Source organism: Kitasatospora sp. NPDC101183 (assembly GCF_044767945.1).
Taxonomy (GTDB): domain Bacteria; phylum Actinomycetota; class Actinomycetes; order Streptomycetales; family Streptomycetaceae; genus Kitasatospora.
On the sequence record NZ_JBIWOW010000019.1, the window covers coordinates 90,772 to 107,433 of the forward strand.

14 protein-coding genes are annotated in these 16,662 nt (G+C 73.4%); 6 read left to right on the forward strand and 8 right to left on the reverse strand.

Features of this window, described 5'->3' with window-relative positions:
* Positions 1-208 precede the first annotated feature (208 nt).
* Complete coding sequence (locus ACIRRS_RS26115; protein ID WP_402975370.1) at positions 209-1,615, forward strand: selenium-binding protein SBP56-related protein; 1,407 nt, start codon at positions 209-211, stop codon at positions 1,613-1,615.
* A gap of 6 nt (positions 1,616-1,621) precedes the next feature.
* Here the strand turns inward: ACIRRS_RS26115 and ACIRRS_RS26120 are convergent, their stop codons facing one another.
* Positions 1,622-2,560 (reverse strand): globin domain-containing protein, encoded by a 939-nt coding sequence (locus ACIRRS_RS26120; RefSeq protein ID WP_402975373.1) that lies wholly within the window; start codon positions 2,558-2,560, stop codon positions 1,622-1,624.
* A 104-nt stretch (positions 2,561-2,664) separates the two neighbouring features.
* Positions 2,665-3,558, reverse strand: a complete 894-nt coding sequence (locus ACIRRS_RS26125) for a helix-turn-helix domain-containing protein (protein ID WP_402975376.1) — start codon at positions 3,556-3,558, stop codon at positions 2,665-2,667.
* A 111-nt stretch (positions 3,559-3,669) separates the two neighbouring features.
* Between ACIRRS_RS26125 and ACIRRS_RS26130 the strand changes: the two genes are divergently transcribed.
* The gene (locus tag ACIRRS_RS26130; RefSeq protein WP_402975379.1) at positions 3,670-4,767 is read left to right on the forward strand and encodes an NAD(P)-dependent alcohol dehydrogenase; all 1,098 of its coding nucleotides are present in this window, start codon (positions 3,670-3,672) and stop codon (positions 4,765-4,767) included.
* An 80-nt stretch (positions 4,768-4,847) separates the two neighbouring features.
* Here ACIRRS_RS26130 and ACIRRS_RS26135 read toward each other — a convergent pair whose 3' ends face one another.
* From ACIRRS_RS26135 to ACIRRS_RS26145, 3 genes are all read right to left on the reverse strand, one after another.
* The gene (locus tag ACIRRS_RS26135; protein ID WP_402975543.1) at positions 4,848-5,381 is read right to left on the reverse strand and encodes a DUF6114 domain-containing protein; all 534 of its coding nucleotides are present in this window, start codon (positions 5,379-5,381) and stop codon (positions 4,848-4,850) included.
* A 38-nt stretch (positions 5,382-5,419) separates the two neighbouring features.
* Positions 5,420-6,079: a DUF6230 family protein gene (locus tag ACIRRS_RS26140; RefSeq protein ID WP_402975382.1), complete on the reverse strand. Its 660-nt coding sequence runs from the start codon at positions 6,077-6,079 to the stop codon at positions 5,420-5,422.
* Between the two features lie 142 nt (positions 6,080-6,221).
* Positions 6,222-6,974 (reverse strand): TetR/AcrR family transcriptional regulator, encoded by a 753-nt coding sequence (locus ACIRRS_RS26145; RefSeq protein ID WP_402975385.1) that lies wholly within the window; start codon positions 6,972-6,974, stop codon positions 6,222-6,224.
* Positions 6,975-7,413: 439 nt separating this feature from the next.
* Between ACIRRS_RS26145 and ACIRRS_RS26150 the strand changes: the two genes are divergently transcribed.
* The 3 genes from ACIRRS_RS26150 (at position 7,414) to ACIRRS_RS26160 (ending at position 10,507) form a co-directional block, all read left to right on the forward strand.
* On the forward strand, positions 7,414-8,085 hold the full coding sequence (locus tag ACIRRS_RS26150) for a Tat pathway signal sequence domain protein (RefSeq protein WP_402975388.1): 672 nt from the start codon (positions 7,414-7,416) through the stop codon (positions 8,083-8,085).
* 119 nt (positions 8,086-8,204) lie between these two features.
* Positions 8,205-9,083 carry an AAA family ATPase gene (locus ACIRRS_RS26155; protein WP_402975391.1) on the forward strand — a complete coding sequence of 293 codons (879 nt, stop codon included), beginning with the start codon at positions 8,205-8,207 and terminating at the stop codon, positions 9,081-9,083.
* Positions 9,080-10,507, forward strand: coding sequence for a VWA domain-containing protein (locus ACIRRS_RS26160; protein WP_402975394.1), 1,428 nt, complete (start codon positions 9,080-9,082; stop codon positions 10,505-10,507). The genes ACIRRS_RS26155 and ACIRRS_RS26160 overlap by 4 nt, the downstream gene beginning before the upstream one ends.
* A 32-nt stretch (positions 10,508-10,539) precedes the next feature.
* Here ACIRRS_RS26160 and ACIRRS_RS26165 read toward each other — a convergent pair whose 3' ends face one another.
* Positions 10,540-11,133 (reverse strand): TetR/AcrR family transcriptional regulator, encoded by a 594-nt coding sequence (locus ACIRRS_RS26165; protein ID WP_402975397.1) that lies wholly within the window; start codon positions 11,131-11,133, stop codon positions 10,540-10,542.
* Positions 11,134-11,248: 115 nt separating this feature from the next.
* Between ACIRRS_RS26165 and ACIRRS_RS26170 the strand changes: the two genes are divergently transcribed.
* Positions 11,249-11,677, forward strand: coding sequence for a nuclear transport factor 2 family protein (locus ACIRRS_RS26170; protein ID WP_402975400.1), 429 nt, complete (start codon positions 11,249-11,251; stop codon positions 11,675-11,677).
* Positions 11,678-11,723: 46 nt separating this feature from the next.
* Here ACIRRS_RS26170 and ACIRRS_RS26175 read toward each other — a convergent pair whose 3' ends face one another.
* Together ACIRRS_RS26175 and ACIRRS_RS26180 are read right to left on the reverse strand one after the other, a co-directional pair.
* Positions 11,724-12,692 (reverse strand): alpha/beta fold hydrolase, encoded by a 969-nt coding sequence (locus ACIRRS_RS26175; RefSeq protein WP_402975402.1) that lies wholly within the window; start codon positions 12,690-12,692, stop codon positions 11,724-11,726.
* Positions 12,693-12,833: 141 nt separating this feature from the next.
* Complete coding sequence (locus ACIRRS_RS26180; RefSeq protein ID WP_402975405.1) at positions 12,834-16,313, reverse strand: S8 family serine peptidase; 3,480 nt, start codon at positions 16,311-16,313, stop codon at positions 12,834-12,836.
* Positions 16,314-16,662: the final 349 nt, after the last annotated feature.

Here is a 16,662-nt window from a genome sequence, read left to right on the forward strand (position 1 = left end):
CGCCCGCCCCGTAGGCGGGCCGCCGCCGTTCCGCCCCCGACCATACCGGCCGGTAGGGGTGGTCCGCGCGGCGGCTCCGCCCGCCCGTACGGCGCACCCGGCGCGCCTCCGGCTCACCCCCTGTGCGCCTGCTGTGCGCCCGCCGTGGTGTGGAACGCTGCCTGGAAGGTCCAATTCCGTAGATCTTCAAGCACGTTGAGGAGAGCCCATGCCCGAGGCCGGTCACACCGATCCGTCGCTGTACCGTTCGGCCGCGGAGGCGATCGCCGCACCGCCGGAGAAGCTGGCGTACGTCGCCGGGTTCGACCGGGCGGCGGAGCGGCCGGACGCGCTGCTGACGGTCGACACCGATCCGGCCTCGCCGACCTACGGGACGGTCCTGAACTTCGCCGAACTGCCGACCCTCGGCGACGAGTTGCACCACTTCGGCTGGAACGCCTGCTCCAGCGCGCTGGCCCACGCCTGCCACGAGAACCCGGAGCGCCGCTACCTGCTGCTGCCGGGGCTGCGCTCCTCCCGGCTGCACGTGATGGACACCCGGCCGGACCCGGTGCGCCCGCGCCTGGTGAAGACGGTCGAGGCGGAGGAGCTGGCCGCGAAGGCGGGCTACTCCCGCCCGCACACCCTGCACTGCGGGCCGGACGGCGTGTTCCTGTCCTGCCTGGGCGACGCGACCGGCGGGGACGGCCCGGGCGGGGTGGCGCTGCTGGACCACACCACCTTCGACGTGCTGCGCCCCTGGGAGACGGAGCGCGGCCCGCAGCACTTCGCGTACGACGTGTGGTGGCACCTGGGCACGGGCGTGGGCGTGACCAGCGAGTGGGGCACCCCGGGGATGGTGGAGAACGGGGTCGTGCCGGAGCTGCTGCTGGGCCGCAAGTACGGGCACGCGCTGCACTTCTGGGAGCTGGAGTCCGGGCGCCACCTCCAGCGGGTGGACCTCGGCGACCAGTACCAGATGGTGCTGGAGCTGCGCCCCTCGCACGACCCGCAGGCGGAGTGGGGCTTCGTCGGGGTGGTGACCAACGTCGAGGACCTGTCCGCCTCGGTGTGGCTCTGGTACCGCGACGGCGAGGCGTTCACCGCCCGCAAGGTGATCGAGATCCCGGCCGAGCCGGCGAAGACGGAGGACCTGCCGCCCGCGCTGCAGCCCTTCGGCGCGGTGCCGCCGCTGATCACGGACATCAACCTGTCGGTGGACGACCGCTGGCTGTACGTGTCGGCCTGGGGCACGGGCGAGCTGCTGCAGTACGACGTGTCGGACCCGTTCCACCCCCGTAAAACGGCCTCGGTGCGCCTGGGCGGGATCGTCGGCCGCACCCCGCACCCGGCCGAGCCGGACCGCCCGCTGAGCGGGGCGCCGCAGATGGTGGAGATCAGCCGGGACGGCCGCCGGCTCTACCTCACCAACTCCCTCTACGGTGCCTGGGACGACCAGTTCTACCCGGCGGGCATCGACCCGTGGCTGATCAAGCTGGACGCCGACCCGGAGGCCGGCGGGCTGAGCGTCGACGAGCGCTTCTTCCCGCACGGCGAGGACTTCCGGGGCCTGCGGGTGCACCAGACCCACCTGGCGGGAGGGGACGCCTCCTCGGACTCGTACTGCTACCGGTAGGGCGGCCTACCGCAGCGCCCGGTCGTGGCGCACCTGCGCCAACGGCAGCCCGGCGGCCGGCAGTTCGGACCGTACGGCGGCGCCGCCGTCGGGCAGCGGGGCGCCGCGCGGCGGGCCGAGCCGCAGCCGGTCGCCGACGGCGGTGTGCTCGACCAGGGCGGCGCTGACCCCGGCGGGGCCGGTGCGGCGCACGTGGAACTCCACCTCGTTGTCCCCGCGCGGGGCGCAGCCCATCGCGTACGGCCGCCAGGTGTGCGGCAGCATCGGGTGCTCCACGGTGCCGTACTGCCCGGCGCGGTACGGGTACGGCTCGCTGGTGCGCACCCGCAGGACGGCGAGGTCGGCGCGGCGGCGCTCGTGGCCGGTCACCACGGCGTGCCAGTACGGGGGTTCGGTGAGCGCGGAGTCGGCTCCGGCGACCATCGCGGCGACGGCGAAGCGGATCATCCGCACCCAGGCGGCCTCCAGCTCCTCGCTCCGGTGCCGGCCCGCCCGCTCGCGCAGGGCGGCGCACAGGGCCTCCTCGAAGGCCTCGTAGTGCACGGGGCGGACGCCGAGCTTGCGGTGGTCGCGGCCGAGGCGGCGCAGTCGCCGTTCGAGGTCCTCGGGCCGGTGCAGGTGCTCGATGAGGTACTCGAAGATCCGTTCCAGGTGGGCCTGTTGGAACTCCATCGAGGCGGGGAACAGCGGCCGCAGGTACGGGCGCCGGGCAAACATCTCCGCGTAGAGGAGGTCGATCAGCGCGGAGAGCGGGGCGACGGCGGGCAGGCCGCGCCGGATCGACTCCTGGTCGGCGGCGCCGTGGTAGTCGGTGGCGCCGTGGTAGTCGCCGGCGCCCGCCGGTGTGCCGAACGGTGCTTCGGGGGCGAGGAGTTGGCGCCGCAGTCTCATCGCGTGGTGGCGGGCGATCAGGCGGTCGTACTCGGTGGTGGTACTGGTGTCCATGTCCCGGCCAGTCAACCGCGCACCGTGCGGGCGGCGTAAGGGCCGATGGCCCCGCCCCGACCAGGGACCATCGCCCCTGATCGCCCCGATCGCCCCTGGTGCCCCTACCGCTCGACGACCTCCACGACCTCGACGGCCTCCGCCGCCCCGGCGACCCCGGTATCCTCAGGGGCCCCGCTCGCCGCCCAACTGGCCAGCAGCCGCAGGGATTCGGCGGAGGCGCTGCCCGGTTCGGCGTGGTAGGTGACGAGCTCCTGACCGGCGTCGGCGGGGCGCAGCGTCTCGTAGCACAGGCTCAGCGGGCCGACGACGGGGTGGTGCAGGCGCTTGGCGCCGTGGCCCTTGTCCTGGATGCCGTGGTCGGCCCACAGCCGCCGGAAGTCGGCGCTCCCGAGGGATAGTTCACCGATCAGCGAGGCCAGCCGGGGGTCGTCCGGGTCACGGCCGGCGTCCAGGCGCAGGCTGCCGACGGTGTCGGTGGCCTTGCCCTCCCAGTCGGTGTACAGCTCCCGGCTCGCGGGGTCGAGGAAGACCAGCCGGGCCATGTTGCGCCGCTCGGGCGCCAGCGCGCCGAAGTCGCCGAGCAGGGCGGCGGCGAGCCGGTTCCAGGCGATGACGTCCATCCGCCGGCCGAGCACGTACGCGGGCACGCCGTCCATGGCGTCCAGCAGGTGCTGGAAGGCGGGCCGCACCCGCTGCGGGCGGGTCGGGGCGCCGCGCCGCGACGGCCGGACGAGCCGCAGCAGGTGCTCGCGCTCGGCGGGGCCCAGCCGCAGCGCCCGGGCGACGGCCTCCAGGACGGAGGCGGAGACGTTCTCGCCGTGGCCCTGTTCGAGCCGGATGTAGTAGGCGGTGCTGACGCCCGCGAGCTGGGCCAGCTCCTCGCGGCGCAGGCCGGGCACCCGGCGCCGGGTGGTGCCGGGCAACCCGACGTCCTCCGGGCGCAGCCGGGCGCGGCGGGATCGGAGGAACTCGCTGAGTTCGGTGCGCTGGTCCATGGCATGCAGTATGCGCACGGCGCACGGCACACGCCCGCGAGGGTACTACTGCCATGCGTACGACGAGCCCGGGTCTGGCTGCCCCCGCCGCCCGGGCGCAGGCTGATGCCCATGACCGCCGAGACCACCGAGACCACCGGGAATACCCGGACCACCACCGGCTTCCGCACCGTCACCGCCTACGCCGCCGAGCGCCCGAACGGCCCGCTGGTGCGCACCACCGTCCGCCGCCGGGCCCTCGGCACGCGGGACGTCGCGATCGACGTCCACTTCACCGGCATCTGCCACACCGACCTCCACCAGGTCGCCGAGGACTGGGGCGCCGGGACGTTCCCGATGGTCCCGGGCCACGAGATCGCGGGCGTGGTGAGCGAGGTCGGCCCGGACGTGACCCGCTGGAAGGTCGGCGACCGGGTCGGCGTCGGCTGCTTCGTCGACTCCTGCCGCGACTGCGCCAACTGCCGTGCGGGCCTTGAGCAGTACTGCACCGGCGAGGGCGGCACCGTCTGGACGTACAACAGCACCGGCCACGACGGGCTCACCACCTACGGCGGCTACTCCACCGGGCTGGTGGTCGACGAGGCGTACGTGCTGCGCATCCCCGACGCCCTGCCGCTGGACGCCGCCGCGCCGCTGCTGTGCGCCGGCGTCACCGTCTACTCCCCCCTCGCCCACTGGGGCGCGGGCCCGGGCAGGCGCGTCGCGGTGATCGGCCTGGGCGGCCTCGGCCACCTCGGCGTCAAGCTGGCGCACGCGCTGGGCGCGGAGGTCACCGTGCTGAGCCGGTCGACGCGCAAGCGCGAGGACGCGCTGCGCCTGGGCGCCGACGACCACCGGGCGACCACGGACCCGGCGACGTTCACCGAGCTGGCGGGCCGCTTCGACCTGATCCTCAACACCGTCTCCGCCGACCTCGACCTGACGGCCTACCTGGGCCTGCTGCGCGTGGACGGCACGCTGGTGCAGCTCGGCGCGCCGGAGAAGCCCGTCCGGGTGTCGGCGGGCGCGCTGCTGGACGGGCGCCGCTCGCTCGCCGGTTCGCAGGTCGGCGGGCTGCCCGAGACGCAGGAGATGCTGGACTTCTGCGCCGCGCAGGGCGTCACGGCGGAGATCGAGCTGGTCGGCGCGGACCGGATCGACGAGGCGTTCCGGCGCCTCGCCGAGGGCGACGTCCGGTACCGCTTCGTCATCGACGCCTCCACCATCTGACCGACGCCTGACGGGGCCGACGGCCGTGCCCCGCGCCGAGGTGCTCTCCCACCACCGGGCGCGGGGCACGGCCTCCACCGTCAGACCCCGGCGGCCTTGGCCTCCCGGCGGCGCGCCCGCCGGTCCTCCCGCCGCTGCCTCCCACGTCGCAGCGGCTGGTCGGGCAGCCATCCGAAGGTCAGGCAGGCGCCGACCACCCCGAGCGTCATCCCGAGCAGGAAGCCGCCGAAGTTGGACGTCACCCAGGTGCCCAGCGCGGCGAGCACGCCGATGACGGAGTAGAACAGCCGCTGAGCCGGATTGAACAGGATCAGCAGGCCGCACAGCACCATCAGCGCTGGCACGATCTGCCCCGCCAGCCCCTCCATGCCGACGTGCAGCATGAGGGGCAGCGGCATCTTCACGGTGAACAGCACCTCGGCACCGCCGAGCGTCAGCAGCAGCCCGCCCCAGAACGGTCGCCGACCCCGCCAGTCGCCCTTGGCGGGGCGGGCGGCGGGTGCGGGAGGCTCGGTGGTGGCGGGTGCGTCGGCCGTCCCCTCGGCCGGCGCCTGCGCGCGTTCCGCCGTGCCGTCCCCACCGGTGGCGGCCGGCCCCGGCGAGGGGTCCGGCACGGGTTCCGGTGCGGGCTCCAGTGCGGGCTCCGCCACGGTCAGCAGCCCTTGGAGCTGAAGCTCAGCCGCAGGTTGGGCAGCGAGAACTTCAGCGCGGTGCTGGCGTAGTTGTGCTGGTAGACCTTGGTCAGCTTGACCTTGTCGGCCTGCTGGCCGAACACGCCCGGGTTGCCGTGGCCGTAGCGCCCCGAGTTCTTGTACGTGCTGGCGTCGCCGCCGATCTCGATGTTGTCGAAGTCGGCCGTGTTGCCGGTGAGCATGTCGGAGTCGGTGGTGAGGTCGGTGGCGGTGACCGGGTTGTTCGGGTCGTCGCCCGCGTGGATCACCAGGTTGACGCCGCCGAGGTCGACGCTCTGGCACAGGTTGGTGATCTTCGCCGTCTTCATCGCGGAGACGGCGACGAGCACCTGACCGCCGGTGTTCCCCTGGTTGGGGCTGTTCGGGATCATCTCGTCCAGGCTGCCGTACTGGGCGAAGTGCTCGCCCTCCAGGCTGTCGGCCTTGATCGTGAACGGCATGCCGGAGATGGAGAACTGGTTCGCGAGCACGCCCTGGGCGGTGAGCGTCATCAGCATCCCGCCGAGCGCGACGGCCGGAACGGCCATCAGGGCGGTGCGCTTGAACCGTACCCGGCCTCTCGTGGCGCGTGGCGTCTGCGGTTCCTCCGCCGTCGTGGCGGCGTCCTCGGACATGGCCATGTGTGCTCCCTGAGGGTGGATGTGGGATGTGCAGTCACTGGCACGTTGACCTGGCGCGGACAGCGTTCCACGGCCCGCGCGGACGGGCCGCCCCTCGGCAGCGGGGCAGGTCCGGGCAGGGCGCGTTCTGGGTACCGAGAAGCTACTGCCGGGTATCGACCGGGTCAATACGCGTGCACGAAGGATCTTCACCACTCGTCGACGCCAGCCGCACGGCCGCCTCCGAGGGCCCGAGGAAGGGCGCCAGGCAGAACATGCTCAACACCGGGAGCAGCTCCGGCAGTTGCTCGGTGCGGCCGGAGGCGATCCGGCGGTGGATCGCGCTGTAGACGCCGCCCACCACGGCATCCACCACCGCCTGCACCGGTACGCCGCCCGGCAGTTGGGGAACCTCGGCGAAGAACGCCCGGAACCGGGTGAGGAGTTGCTCGCGCTCGCGGCGGCCGGCCGGGCCGACGGCCTCGATCTCGATCACTGCCATGGCCGCGAAGGCCGGTGTCCCTGCGAGGAGTTGGAGCATCGCACCGAGGGCCTGCCCGATCCCGGCACACCAGTCGGATTCGGCCGCGAAGGCCGCCGCCATCCGGCGGACGACCACGCCGGTGCCGTGCCGGTGCGCGGCGAGGAAGGCGTCCTCCTTGCCGCTGAACTGCTCGTAGAAGACGGGCCTGGTGACGCCCGCCGCGCGGCAGATGTCGCTCACCGTCGCGTGCTGGTAGCCCCGTTCGGCGACGGTGCGCACCAGGGCGTCCAGCAGCCGTTCACGCTGGGTGGCGGCGACGACTCCGGCGGGCTGGCGGCGGGGGCCGGGCTTGATGGACCTGGCCGGATCACGGCCGGTCCTGGCGCCCGGGAGCAGGATCACGTCGACTCTGGGGAGGGGATTTGTGTCCATCACCAACTCCTGTGTCCTGTATTGACATTGACGTAACGTCGGGTTTACAACACTGGCAGGTTTCCAACCGGCGGACGAGCCGTCGCGCCGGAGGAACCTCCGGGGCTCCGACGCCCCCAGGGCGCGAGCCCGGGGCCGGGGAGCACGGCGGGCGCGGTGCCCGCGGCGACGGCAGCCGCCGAGGCGCACCGCCCGCACCGCGCGTCCGCACACCGGCACGGCAGGCCCCGCACCAGCGGCGCCGCCGTGCCCGCACCTCCGCACCGCACGTACGGGCCCGTGGCGCCGGGCCCGCCGTGGCGGACGCGCCGCCGCAGCGGCGCCCCACCCGCAGCTCCCGGTGCGCCATGCCACCGCACTTCCCCCGCCGCGCACGCCACCACACCCGCCGGCGGGGACTTCCCCCACCCGTCCCCCTTGGACGGAGAGAGGCACCCTCATGCGCATCCGTCGCACTCTCGCCACCGCCACCCTCGCCGCCATCGCCCTCACCGGCGCGGCCGTCGCGCCCGCCCAGGCCGACGCCACCGCCGTCCTCACCACCGACAGCCCGACCGGGGCGAACGTCTCCGTGGGCGACGTCCTGACCGCCAACCTCGTCTCCGGCACCGCCGCGACCTTCTACAGCGACGCCACCGGGTCGAGCGGCATCTCCTGCGCGTCCTCCTCCTTCTCCGCCACCGTGACGGCCAACCCGGCCGCCCCCGGCGCGGCCGTGGAGCAGCTCAACACCCAGACCTTCGACTCCTGCACCTCCAACGTCTTCGGCGTCACGGGCGTCAAGAGCGTCACCGTCACCAACCTGCCCTTCACCAACACCGTCAGCGACGCCCCGGGCAACCCGGTCTCGCTCACCCCCGGCAGCGCGGGCGCCATGGGCACCACCGTCGTCCTGCGCACCATCCTGGGCACCGTCACCTGCAACTACACCAACAGCACCGGGATCTCGGGCACCACCAGCAACACCGGCAACACCATCGGCTTCTCGGCCCAGCCCTTCGCCCTCGCCTCCGGCCCGGGCCTGTGCTTCTCCACCGGGTACTTCAGCGCCACCTACGGCCCGGTCTCCGACAGCTCCGTCGCCGGGAACCCGCTCCTGTACGTCAACTAACCCGCCGCATCCAGGCGTACGGCGGCCGCGCGCCGCCGTACGCCGCCCCCGCGACACCGATGTGACCGGCCGGTAGGGTGGCGCTCCACGGACCCATCGGAGCGGAGCGGGGCACCAGCATGAGCGACACCGGCGAGGGCACGGGCTTCTTCACCTCGGTGACGGACGCCGCCGAACGGCTGGCCGCCACCGGCTACCTGGCCTCCACCGCCGTGGCCACCACCGTCTACCTCGCCGACCGCCTCGGCAAGCCCCTGCTCGTCGAGGGCCCCGCCGGCGTCGGCAAGACCGAACTCGCCAAGGCCCTCGCCGCCCTCGGCCGCGCCCGGCTGGTCCGTCTCCAGTGCTACGAGGGCATCGACGAGGCCCGCGCCCTCTACGAGTGGAACCACGCCAAGCAGCTGCTGCGCATCACCGCCGGCCGCGACGAGGGCTGGGACGCGGCCCGCACCGACGTCTTCGGCGAGGAGTTCCTCCTCCCCCGCCCGCTGCTCACCGCCATCCGCGGCGAGGAGCCCACGGTGCTGCTCGTCGACGAGATGGACAAGGCCGACGTCGAGGTCGAGGCCCTGCTGCTGGAGGTGCTCAGCGACTTCCAGATCACCGTGCCGGAGCTGGGCACCATCACCGCGAGCCGCCGCCCCTTCGTCCTGCTCACCTCCAACGCCACCCGCGAGCTCTCCGAGGCCCTGCGCCGCCGCTGCCTCTTCCTCCACCTCGACTACCCGGACGCCGAGTTGGAGCGCCGCATCGTCCGCTCCAGGGTGCCCGGGCTCGACGAGGCCCTGACCGACTCCCTCGTACGGATCGTCGGCGCGCTGCGGGCGATGGAGCTGCGCAAGGCCCCGTCCGTCGCCGAGACCATCGACTGGGCCCGCACCCTGCTCGCCCTCGGCGCCGACACCCTGGACGACGCGCTGGTGCGCGACACCCTCGGCGTGATCCTCAAGCACCAGGAGGACGTCCACAAGGCCACCCGGAAGCTCAGCCTCGCATGAGCGCCCCCACGGATACGGCCGCGCGGCTCACCGGCCTCGTCCGGGCGCTGCGCGGGCACGGCCTGCGGATCGGCCCCTCCGAGACGGTGGACGCGGCGGCCGTCCTCACCGTCCTCGGCCTCGACGACCGCGAGCAGGTCCGGGCCGGCCTGGCCGCCGCCCTGCTGCGCTCGGAAGCCCAACAGCCGGTCTACGACGCCGTGTTCGACCTCTTCTTCCCCCTCGGTATCGGCACCCCCGAGGCCGTGCGCGCCGACCCGCCGCCGGTGCCGGACGACCCGGAGCCGCCCCGGAACGGCCGCCCCGACCCGCTGCGCGACGACCTGCGCGAGCGCCTCGCCGCCGCCCTCGCCGCCGACGACCGCGCCGCCCAGGCCCGCCTCGCCGGGGAGGTCGTCGAGGCCCTCGGCCGCTACGGCTCCGGCGACAGCCCCGGTACGGACGGCTGGTCCGCCCACCAGGCGCTCGGCCGGCTCGCCCCCGAGACGCTGCTCGCCCGCGTCCTCGCCGCCCTGCGCCCGGGCGGCGCCGACCCCGCCGACCCGGCGGACCGGGTGCTCGCCGACGAGGTCCGCCGCCGCATCCAGGGCTTCCGCGCGCTGGTCGCCGGCGAGGCCCGCCGCCGGGCCGCCGAGCTGCGCGGCACCGAGCGGATCGCCGAGCGGGCCGTCGCCCCCACCGTCGACCGCATCGACTTCCTCGCCGCCGGCCGCGACCAGCTGGCCGAACTGCGGCGCACCGTCCACCCGTTGGCCCGCAAGCTCGCCACCCGCCTGGCCGCCCGGCGCCGCCGCGCCGCCCGCGGGCAGATCGACCTGCGCCGGACCCTGCGCCGCTCGCTCAGCACCGGCGGGGTGCCGATGCGCCCGGCGTACCGGGTGCGCCGCCCGGCCCGGCCGGAGCTGGTGCTGCTGTGCGACGTCTCCGGCTCGGTGGCGGGCTTCGCCGACTTCACCATGCTGCTGGTGCGCGCGATGAGCGAACAGTTCAGCAAGGTCCGGGTGTTCGCCTTCGTCAACCGCACCGCCGAGGTCACCGACCTGCTGCGGACGGGCGGCCCGAGCGACCCGGCGCACCTGGCCGCACGCATCCTCACCGGCGCCAGGGTCATGGGCCACCACGGCAACAGCGACTACGGCGCCGCCCTCCGCGACTTCGCCGAGCAGCACCTGGACGCCGTCGGCCCGCGCACCACCGTGCTCGTCCTCGGCGACGCCCGCACCAACCACCGCGACCCCGACCTGGCGGCCCTGCGCCGCATCGACGCCCGCGCCCGCCGCGTGCTGTGGCTCAACCCCGAGCAGCCCGCCCTCTGGCCCACCGGCGACTCCGCCGCGGCGGCCTACGCGGAGGTCGTCGAGATGCACTCCTGCCGCAACGCCCGCCGCCTGGCCGACCTGATCGCCCGCCTCCTGCCGGTCTGACGCACGCCCGGGCCACGCCCCCCGCAGGTCTACTACACCCCCGCCCGCAGCCCGTCGCAGATCACCCGCGCCAGCCGTCCGTCCCGGGCCTCCGGCGGGCGGCGGCGCTCGGCGGCGACGGCCCCGGCGATCAGCGCGTACAGGTCGCCGCCGTCCACGTCGGTGCGCACGGCCCCGGTGGCCTGCGCGCGGGCGAGCAACTCGACCAGCACGTCGCGGAGTTCGGCCGCCACCGCCGAGGTGCCCGGCTGGAGCTGGACGCCCGAGCCGATCAGCGCGTCGGCGAGGTCCATCTTGACCATCGCCCCGGCCACCAGCTCCGCGAGGAAGGTGAACAGCCCCTCCCCCGGGTCCCCCTCGGCCAGGACGGAGCGGCCGCGCGCCGTCTGGTGCTCCAGGGTGTCCGAGACGACGGCCTCGAACAGCGCCTCCTTGGTCGGGAAGTGCCGGTACACCGTGCCCGCGCCGACCCCGGCCCGGCGGGCGATCTCGTCCAGCGGCACGGCCAGACCCTCGGCGGTGAACGCCTCGCGGGCGGCGGCCAGCACCTTGGCGCGGTTGCGGCGCGCGTCGGCCCGCAGGGGCCGCTCGGCGGCCGGGCGGCCGTGGTCGGGGGTGGCGGACATGGGTCTCCTCAGAAGCGGGGCTGACGGGTCGACAAACGGGGCGGGCGTTCCGTATTCTCGAAACGGGGCCAGCGTTCCGATTCTACGGCCCCACCGCCGATCCAGGGAGACCGCCGTGTCCACTGCCACCCGCACGCCCCGCGCGACCGTCGAGGAGTTCCTGCGCATCACCGTCGAGGGCCCCCGCGAGGCCCTCGCCGACTGCTTCGCCCCGGACGCCGTCATCCGGATCCCGTTCGCCCCGGAGGGCGTCCCGCAGGAGACCGTCGGCCGGGAGGTCATGCGCGAGCGGATGAAGGTCACCGCCGGCCTGTGGACCTTCCACGCCGTCGACGGGGTGAGCGTCCACGAGACCGCCGACCCGGAGGTGGTGATCGTCGAGTTCCGCGTCCACGGCCGAACCGCCGCCTCCGGCGAGGAGTTCAGCCTCGGCTACATCAGCGTGATGCGGATCGTCGACGGCCTGATCGCCTCCACCCGGGACTACGGGAACCCGCTGGAGTCCGCCGCCCTGCGCGCCGGCCTGAGCTTCCTCTCGGAGTAACCCCGGGCGTCGGCGGCCCCCTTGGCGAAGGGGGCCGCCAACGCACCTATCCTTCCAGGTGCTTGAGGAAGTCCAGCAGCGCCGCCGTGACCTCGGCCGGCCGCTCCTGCTGCGTCCAGTGCCCGGTGTCCGGCAGCCGGACGTGCCCGTGCAGCTTCGGCGTGAGCTCGCTCAGCAGGTACGCGATCACCGGCGCCGGGACCATCGCGTTGACGAGGTCCCGCTCGCCCACCACGTACAGGGCGGGCACCTCGATCCTCAGGCCGGTGAACGCCTGCATCAGCTCGTTGTTGCGGTCGATGTTGCGGTACCAGTTGAGCCCGCCGGTGAAGGCCCGCTCGCCGTGCCGGGAGTAGTCGGCGGCCATGACGTCGAGGTCGGCGTCGGTGAGCCAGTCGGGCAGGCGCTCCGGCTCGGGGACGGTGTCCAGCAGCGTCCCGCCCTCGGGCACCACCCAGGGCCGGGGCTCGCCGTCCGGCTGGATGCCGCACATGACGCGCCGAAGGCTGGCCTTGACGTCGGCCGCGAGTTCGGCGTCCGCCTTGCCGGGCTCCTGGAAGTAGATCTGGTAGAAGCCGTCGCCGAAGCTCTCCCGCGCCGCCGACAGCGGGGACGGCCCGGCCGGCAGCGGCGGCACGCTCAGGCCCACGACGCCGCGCACGAGGTCGGGCCGCAGCGCGGCGGCGGACCAGGCGACGGGCGCGCCCCAGTCGTGGCCGACGACCACGGCCTGCTCGGCGCCGAGCGCCTTGATCAGCCCCGTCAGGTCGCCCAGCATGTGCAGCACGGTGTACGCGTCGATGCGCTCGGGCTGCTCGCTGCGGGCGAACCCGCGCTGGTCGGGGGCGACGACCCGGTAGCCCGCCTCGGCGAGCGGCGCGAACTGGTGCCGCCAGGAGTACCAGCTCTCGGGGAAGCCGTGCAGCAGCAGGACCAGCGGCCCCTCCCCCTGCTCGGCGAGGTGGAGCCGCACCCCGTTGACCTCGACCTCGCTGTGCTTGATGTCCTCGTACAAAACCGCACCCCCGTTTGGGCCGACATGTCCTATATCCGGGACCCTGCCCACCCCCGGCCGGAGGAAACGCCTCCACAAAGCGGCCGAGGCCGCCCCGGAACTCCGGGACGGCCTCGGCTACTTGCTGTTACTGATGCCGCGTCAGCTCACGGTGTAGCTGTACGGGATCGCCGCGAGCACCGAACCGGTGGTGCTGAGGCTGTTGTTGGCCGTCGCGACCGAGGTCGGCGAGGAGACCAGGTAGAGAACACCGCTGACCGTGCTGCCCTTCGGGCCGGTCGGGGTGACGGTCACCTGCAGCGAGCCGCTGGCGCCGGGCTGGACGACCACCGGGGTGGAGGCCGGGGCCGAGGCGTTGACGGCGACGGCGAACGGGTCACCGGTGCTGGAGGTCAGCGCCGGGTCGAACGCCTGGGTGTGCGCGGTGGCCGTGATCGTGGTGGTGCCCGCCGGGGCGGGACCGGCGAAGGGGCCGATCTGCTGCACGAAGGAGCCCCAGAAGCCCGGGACGACCTGCTGCGAGGTGCTGCCCTTGGCGGTCACCACGGAGATGGTGGAGCCGTCCTGGGCCTTCTTGAGGTCGCCGAAGAGGTCCGGCGAGCCGGTGGTGGCGCTCAGCTCCAGCTGGGCCGGGGTCGAGGAGGCCGCGACGCCCTTGAGCTGGTCGGTGCCCGGGGGCACCAGGAAGGACGGCACCGAGGAGGTGAGGCTCAGCGGCAGCGCCACGGTGGCCGAGGCGCCCTGCGGCACCAGCGGCACGTCCACCCGCTTGTCGAGGCGGCCGTCGGCCGCGACGCGCTGCGGGGCGACGGTGTTGTTGGTGTAGTTGACCGTCACGTTGACCGGCTTGCCGGCCGCGAGCTTGGTCTTGCCGTCGGTCGGCAGGCCGGCCGCGGTGGCCTGGTTCTGGTTGAGCGCGATGGTGCCGGTGAAGTCCTGCGCGAGCTCCTGGCCGGAGACCGGGCCGAGCACGTTCAGGACGAAGCGCCAGTGACCCTCGGCCGGGTTGACCGTGGTGGCCGAGACGCCGTTGGCGCCGCCCGTCACGTTGCCCTGGGCGTCGATGACGGCGTTGCCCTCGATGTCGACCGGGGTGCCGTTGGGGCTGATCAGCGCGCCCTGCATGAACAGCTGCGGGTCCTTGACGGTCAGGCCGACCCGCAGGTCCTTCTGGCCCTTCGGGACGTCGAAGCCGTACGAGAAGGACTGGGTCGGGGAGGCGTTGCGGGCGTTGCCACCGGTGATGGTGCCGGTGAAGGTGCCCTTGCCGTCCTTGACCGGGACGAGGCTGCGCAGCACGACCGGCACGCTGGTGGTGTTGCCGTTCGAGCTGGAGACCACGATGGCCTCGCTGGAGTCGCCGCTGGTGGCCGGGGTGGTGAGCTGCACCTTGAGGTGCTTGGTCTCACCGGGCTGCAGCTCGGCGGTGGTCGGGCTCACGCCGCCGGCCGGGACGGCCCGCTGGGTGGCGGTGCCGAACTGGACGGCGCCGTTGTAGCCGGCCTTGCCCGCGGGGGTGTAGAAGACGGCCGTCCACTCGCCGGCGACCGGGCGCGGGACGTCGACCAGGCCGAAGTTGGCCGGGGTCGCGCCGCCCTGCGGGCGGGTGTTGGTCTCGAACCGGCCGGACGGGTCGAGCAGCGTCAGGCGCACGACCGGGCCGTTGGTGACCTGGTTCGGGGCGCCCTGCCAGGCGATGGAGGCCGCGAGGCGGTCGGCGCCCGCCGGGACGGTGAACTTGACCTGCTTCTGGACCCAGTCCGCGCCGTTGGTCGCGTACTTGAAGGTGTCCTTCGAGGAGGTGTCCAGCGTCACGGTCTGCGTGTTGTTCGACTGCGCCGTGAAGGAGCGGGTCGAGGCGCTGACGGTCTGCGGGCTGTCGCTGGTGTTGCTGACGGAGACGTCGGCGGTGTGGGTCGAGCCCGGGGTGCCGGCGATGTCCTGCTGGCCCGTGTTGACGACCACGGTGTTGGCGCCGTCGGTGCCGTCACCGTCGTCGTAGCCGCGGGCGGCCTCGACGGCGGCGCGGACGTTCAGCAGACCCGCGCCCTGCTCCTCGGCCGGAACGCCGAGGTCCTGGGCGGTGCCGGTGAGGAACTTCTTCACCAGGGCCGGGGTCGGGGAGTCGCCGCCGTGGGTGTCGCGGTAGGCCTGGATGACCAGGGCCGCGGCGCCGGTGACGAACGGGGCCGCCTGGCTGGTGCCGCCGAAGGACTGGATCGGCGAGCCCTTGCCGCTGAAGCCGGCGCAGTCCGTGTACTTGGTGAGGTCGGGCGAGCACAGGGCCCAGTCCGACTCGCCCGGGGCGACCAGGTCGACCGTGCGGCCGGCCTGGGTGAAGCCGCCGGAGGACAGCGCGGAGATGCGGTTGTTGCTCCAGGTCTTGTTGGAGAACTGGGAGGCCGCGTAACCGGTCTGCTGGTAGTTCTGGTTGTCGGTGGAGGCACCGACCGCGATGACGTACGGGTCCGTCGCCGGGGTCCCGATCGTGCCGCTGATGCCCGCGTCACCGGTGGAGACGGCGACGGTGACACCGGCCTTGACGGCCTGCTCGTTGAAGAGCGAGATGGTGTCGTGCGCGCCGCTGTCCGGGGTGACGTTGCCGCCGAAGGACTCGTTGAGCACGTCGACGTGGGAGACGCGCACCGCGTAGTCGATGGACTGCAGGATCGACGAGTTGGACATCATCTCGCCGCCGGCCCGCAGCGCGACCAGGTCGGCGTCGGGCGCCAGGCCGCGGATGCGGATGTTGCAGCCGGCCTTCAGCGCGTGCGAGGCGTTGACGAAGTTCGCCACGTCGTAGACCTGACGGCCCTGGGCGATGACCGCCGAGGCGTCGCCGAAGGCCTCCGCGCCACCGGTGGGCGCGTTGACGCCGTCACCCGCGAAGTCCTGGTAGTCCACGACGGCGTGCGAGCCGTCGGCCCGGATGAAGTCCGGGTTGTTCGGGTCGAGGCCGTCCGCGATGTAGGCGACCTTGACGCCCTTGCCCGTGGCCAGGTTCTCGACGCCGGGCTTGCCGTTGCCGGTGTAGGCGCGGGTCGAGTAGAGGCCCTCGGGCTCCAGCAGCGGCTTGGACGGGTCGGAGGGGCAGACCGTGTTGGTCGAGTTCTCCTCGGGGCCCTGGCCGTTGCTGCCCGAAGCGGCCGCGTTCGCACCGTCGGAGCCGGCCGCCTTGGCCTCCTCCTTGTCCTTCTTCGCCGCACCCGCGGCCGCCGGGGCGACCGCGACCTGGGCGTCCGTCACCACGGAGGCGACGGCCGGGTCGGCCTGGAGGCTGGCGCGCAGCGCCGGGCTCACGGTGGCCGAGAAGGCGTTGCCGACCACGAAGCTCTTGATGTTGGTGCCGCCGCCGGCCTTGACCTTGTCCAGCAGCGGAGCCTGCGCGTGCGCGGTCTTCTGCTGGCGGGCGCCGACGTGGCCGGAGTCGGCCGGGGCGTCCGCTATCTGGTCCTTCAGGATCACGATCACCGGTGCTGCCGGCCCGTCCGCCGACGCCGCGGGGGCGTCCTGCGGGGTCGGGGCGGGGGCAGCGTTCGCGCAGGTCCCGAAGGTGAGGACCATGGACGCGGTGGTGACCGTGACGGCAGCTGCGAGCTGGGCTTTCCGCCAGCCGATCAATGGACATCCTTTCGTCTGATGAGACGTCAGGTAGCACGGTCCACCGTACGCGAGTCCGGATCGGCCGCGTGGTTGGTCCGGACCGCGCGTCCCGACAGCGGTCGCATTCCAGCGCATCCGACACGACCACGACAAGGGGGGAAATCCCCATCAGAAAGTAAAAATGACCATCAGAAAGTAAAATTCACGGGAGAAATCGGGCCAGGTCCCCGCTTTTTCCCTGACCACGCCTGGTCGCAACGGACCGAAGTCGAACGAAAAAAGTCGGTGGCGAACTCTGGACACTGGCGAACCATCGCCACGTACGCCCGGGCGGTGACCACGGCGGCGCGAGGCGTCCGCGAACCGC

Coding starts and splice junctions, on each gene's coding strand:
- ACIRRS_RS26155 (WP_402975391.1), top strand. CDS start 8,205: ATGAGCGACACCGGCGAGGGCACGGGCTTCTTCACCTCGGTGACGGAC.
- ACIRRS_RS26115 (WP_402975370.1), top strand. CDS start 209: ATGCCCGAGGCCGGTCACACCGATCCGTCGCTGTACCGTTCGGCCGCG.
- ACIRRS_RS26130 (WP_402975379.1), top strand. CDS start 3,670: ATGACCGCCGAGACCACCGAGACCACCGGGAATACCCGGACCACCACC.
- ACIRRS_RS26145 (WP_402975385.1), bottom strand. CDS start 6,974: ATGGACACAAATCCCCTCCCCAGAGTCGACGTGATCCTGCTCCCGGGC.
- ACIRRS_RS26165 (WP_402975397.1), bottom strand. CDS start 11,133: ATGTCCGCCACCCCCGACCACGGCCGCCCGGCCGCCGAGCGGCCCCTG.
- ACIRRS_RS26125 (WP_402975376.1), bottom strand. CDS start 3,558: ATGGACCAGCGCACCGAACTCAGCGAGTTCCTCCGATCCCGCCGCGCC.
- ACIRRS_RS26150 (WP_402975388.1), top strand. CDS start 7,414: ATGCGCATCCGTCGCACTCTCGCCACCGCCACCCTCGCCGCCATCGCC.
- ACIRRS_RS26160 (WP_402975394.1), top strand. CDS start 9,080: ATGAGCGCCCCCACGGATACGGCCGCGCGGCTCACCGGCCTCGTCCGG.
- ACIRRS_RS26140 (WP_402975382.1), bottom strand. CDS start 6,079: ATGGCCATGTCCGAGGACGCCGCCACGACGGCGGAGGAACCGCAGACG.
- ACIRRS_RS26120 (WP_402975373.1), bottom strand. CDS start 2,560: ATGGACACCAGTACCACCACCGAGTACGACCGCCTGATCGCCCGCCAC.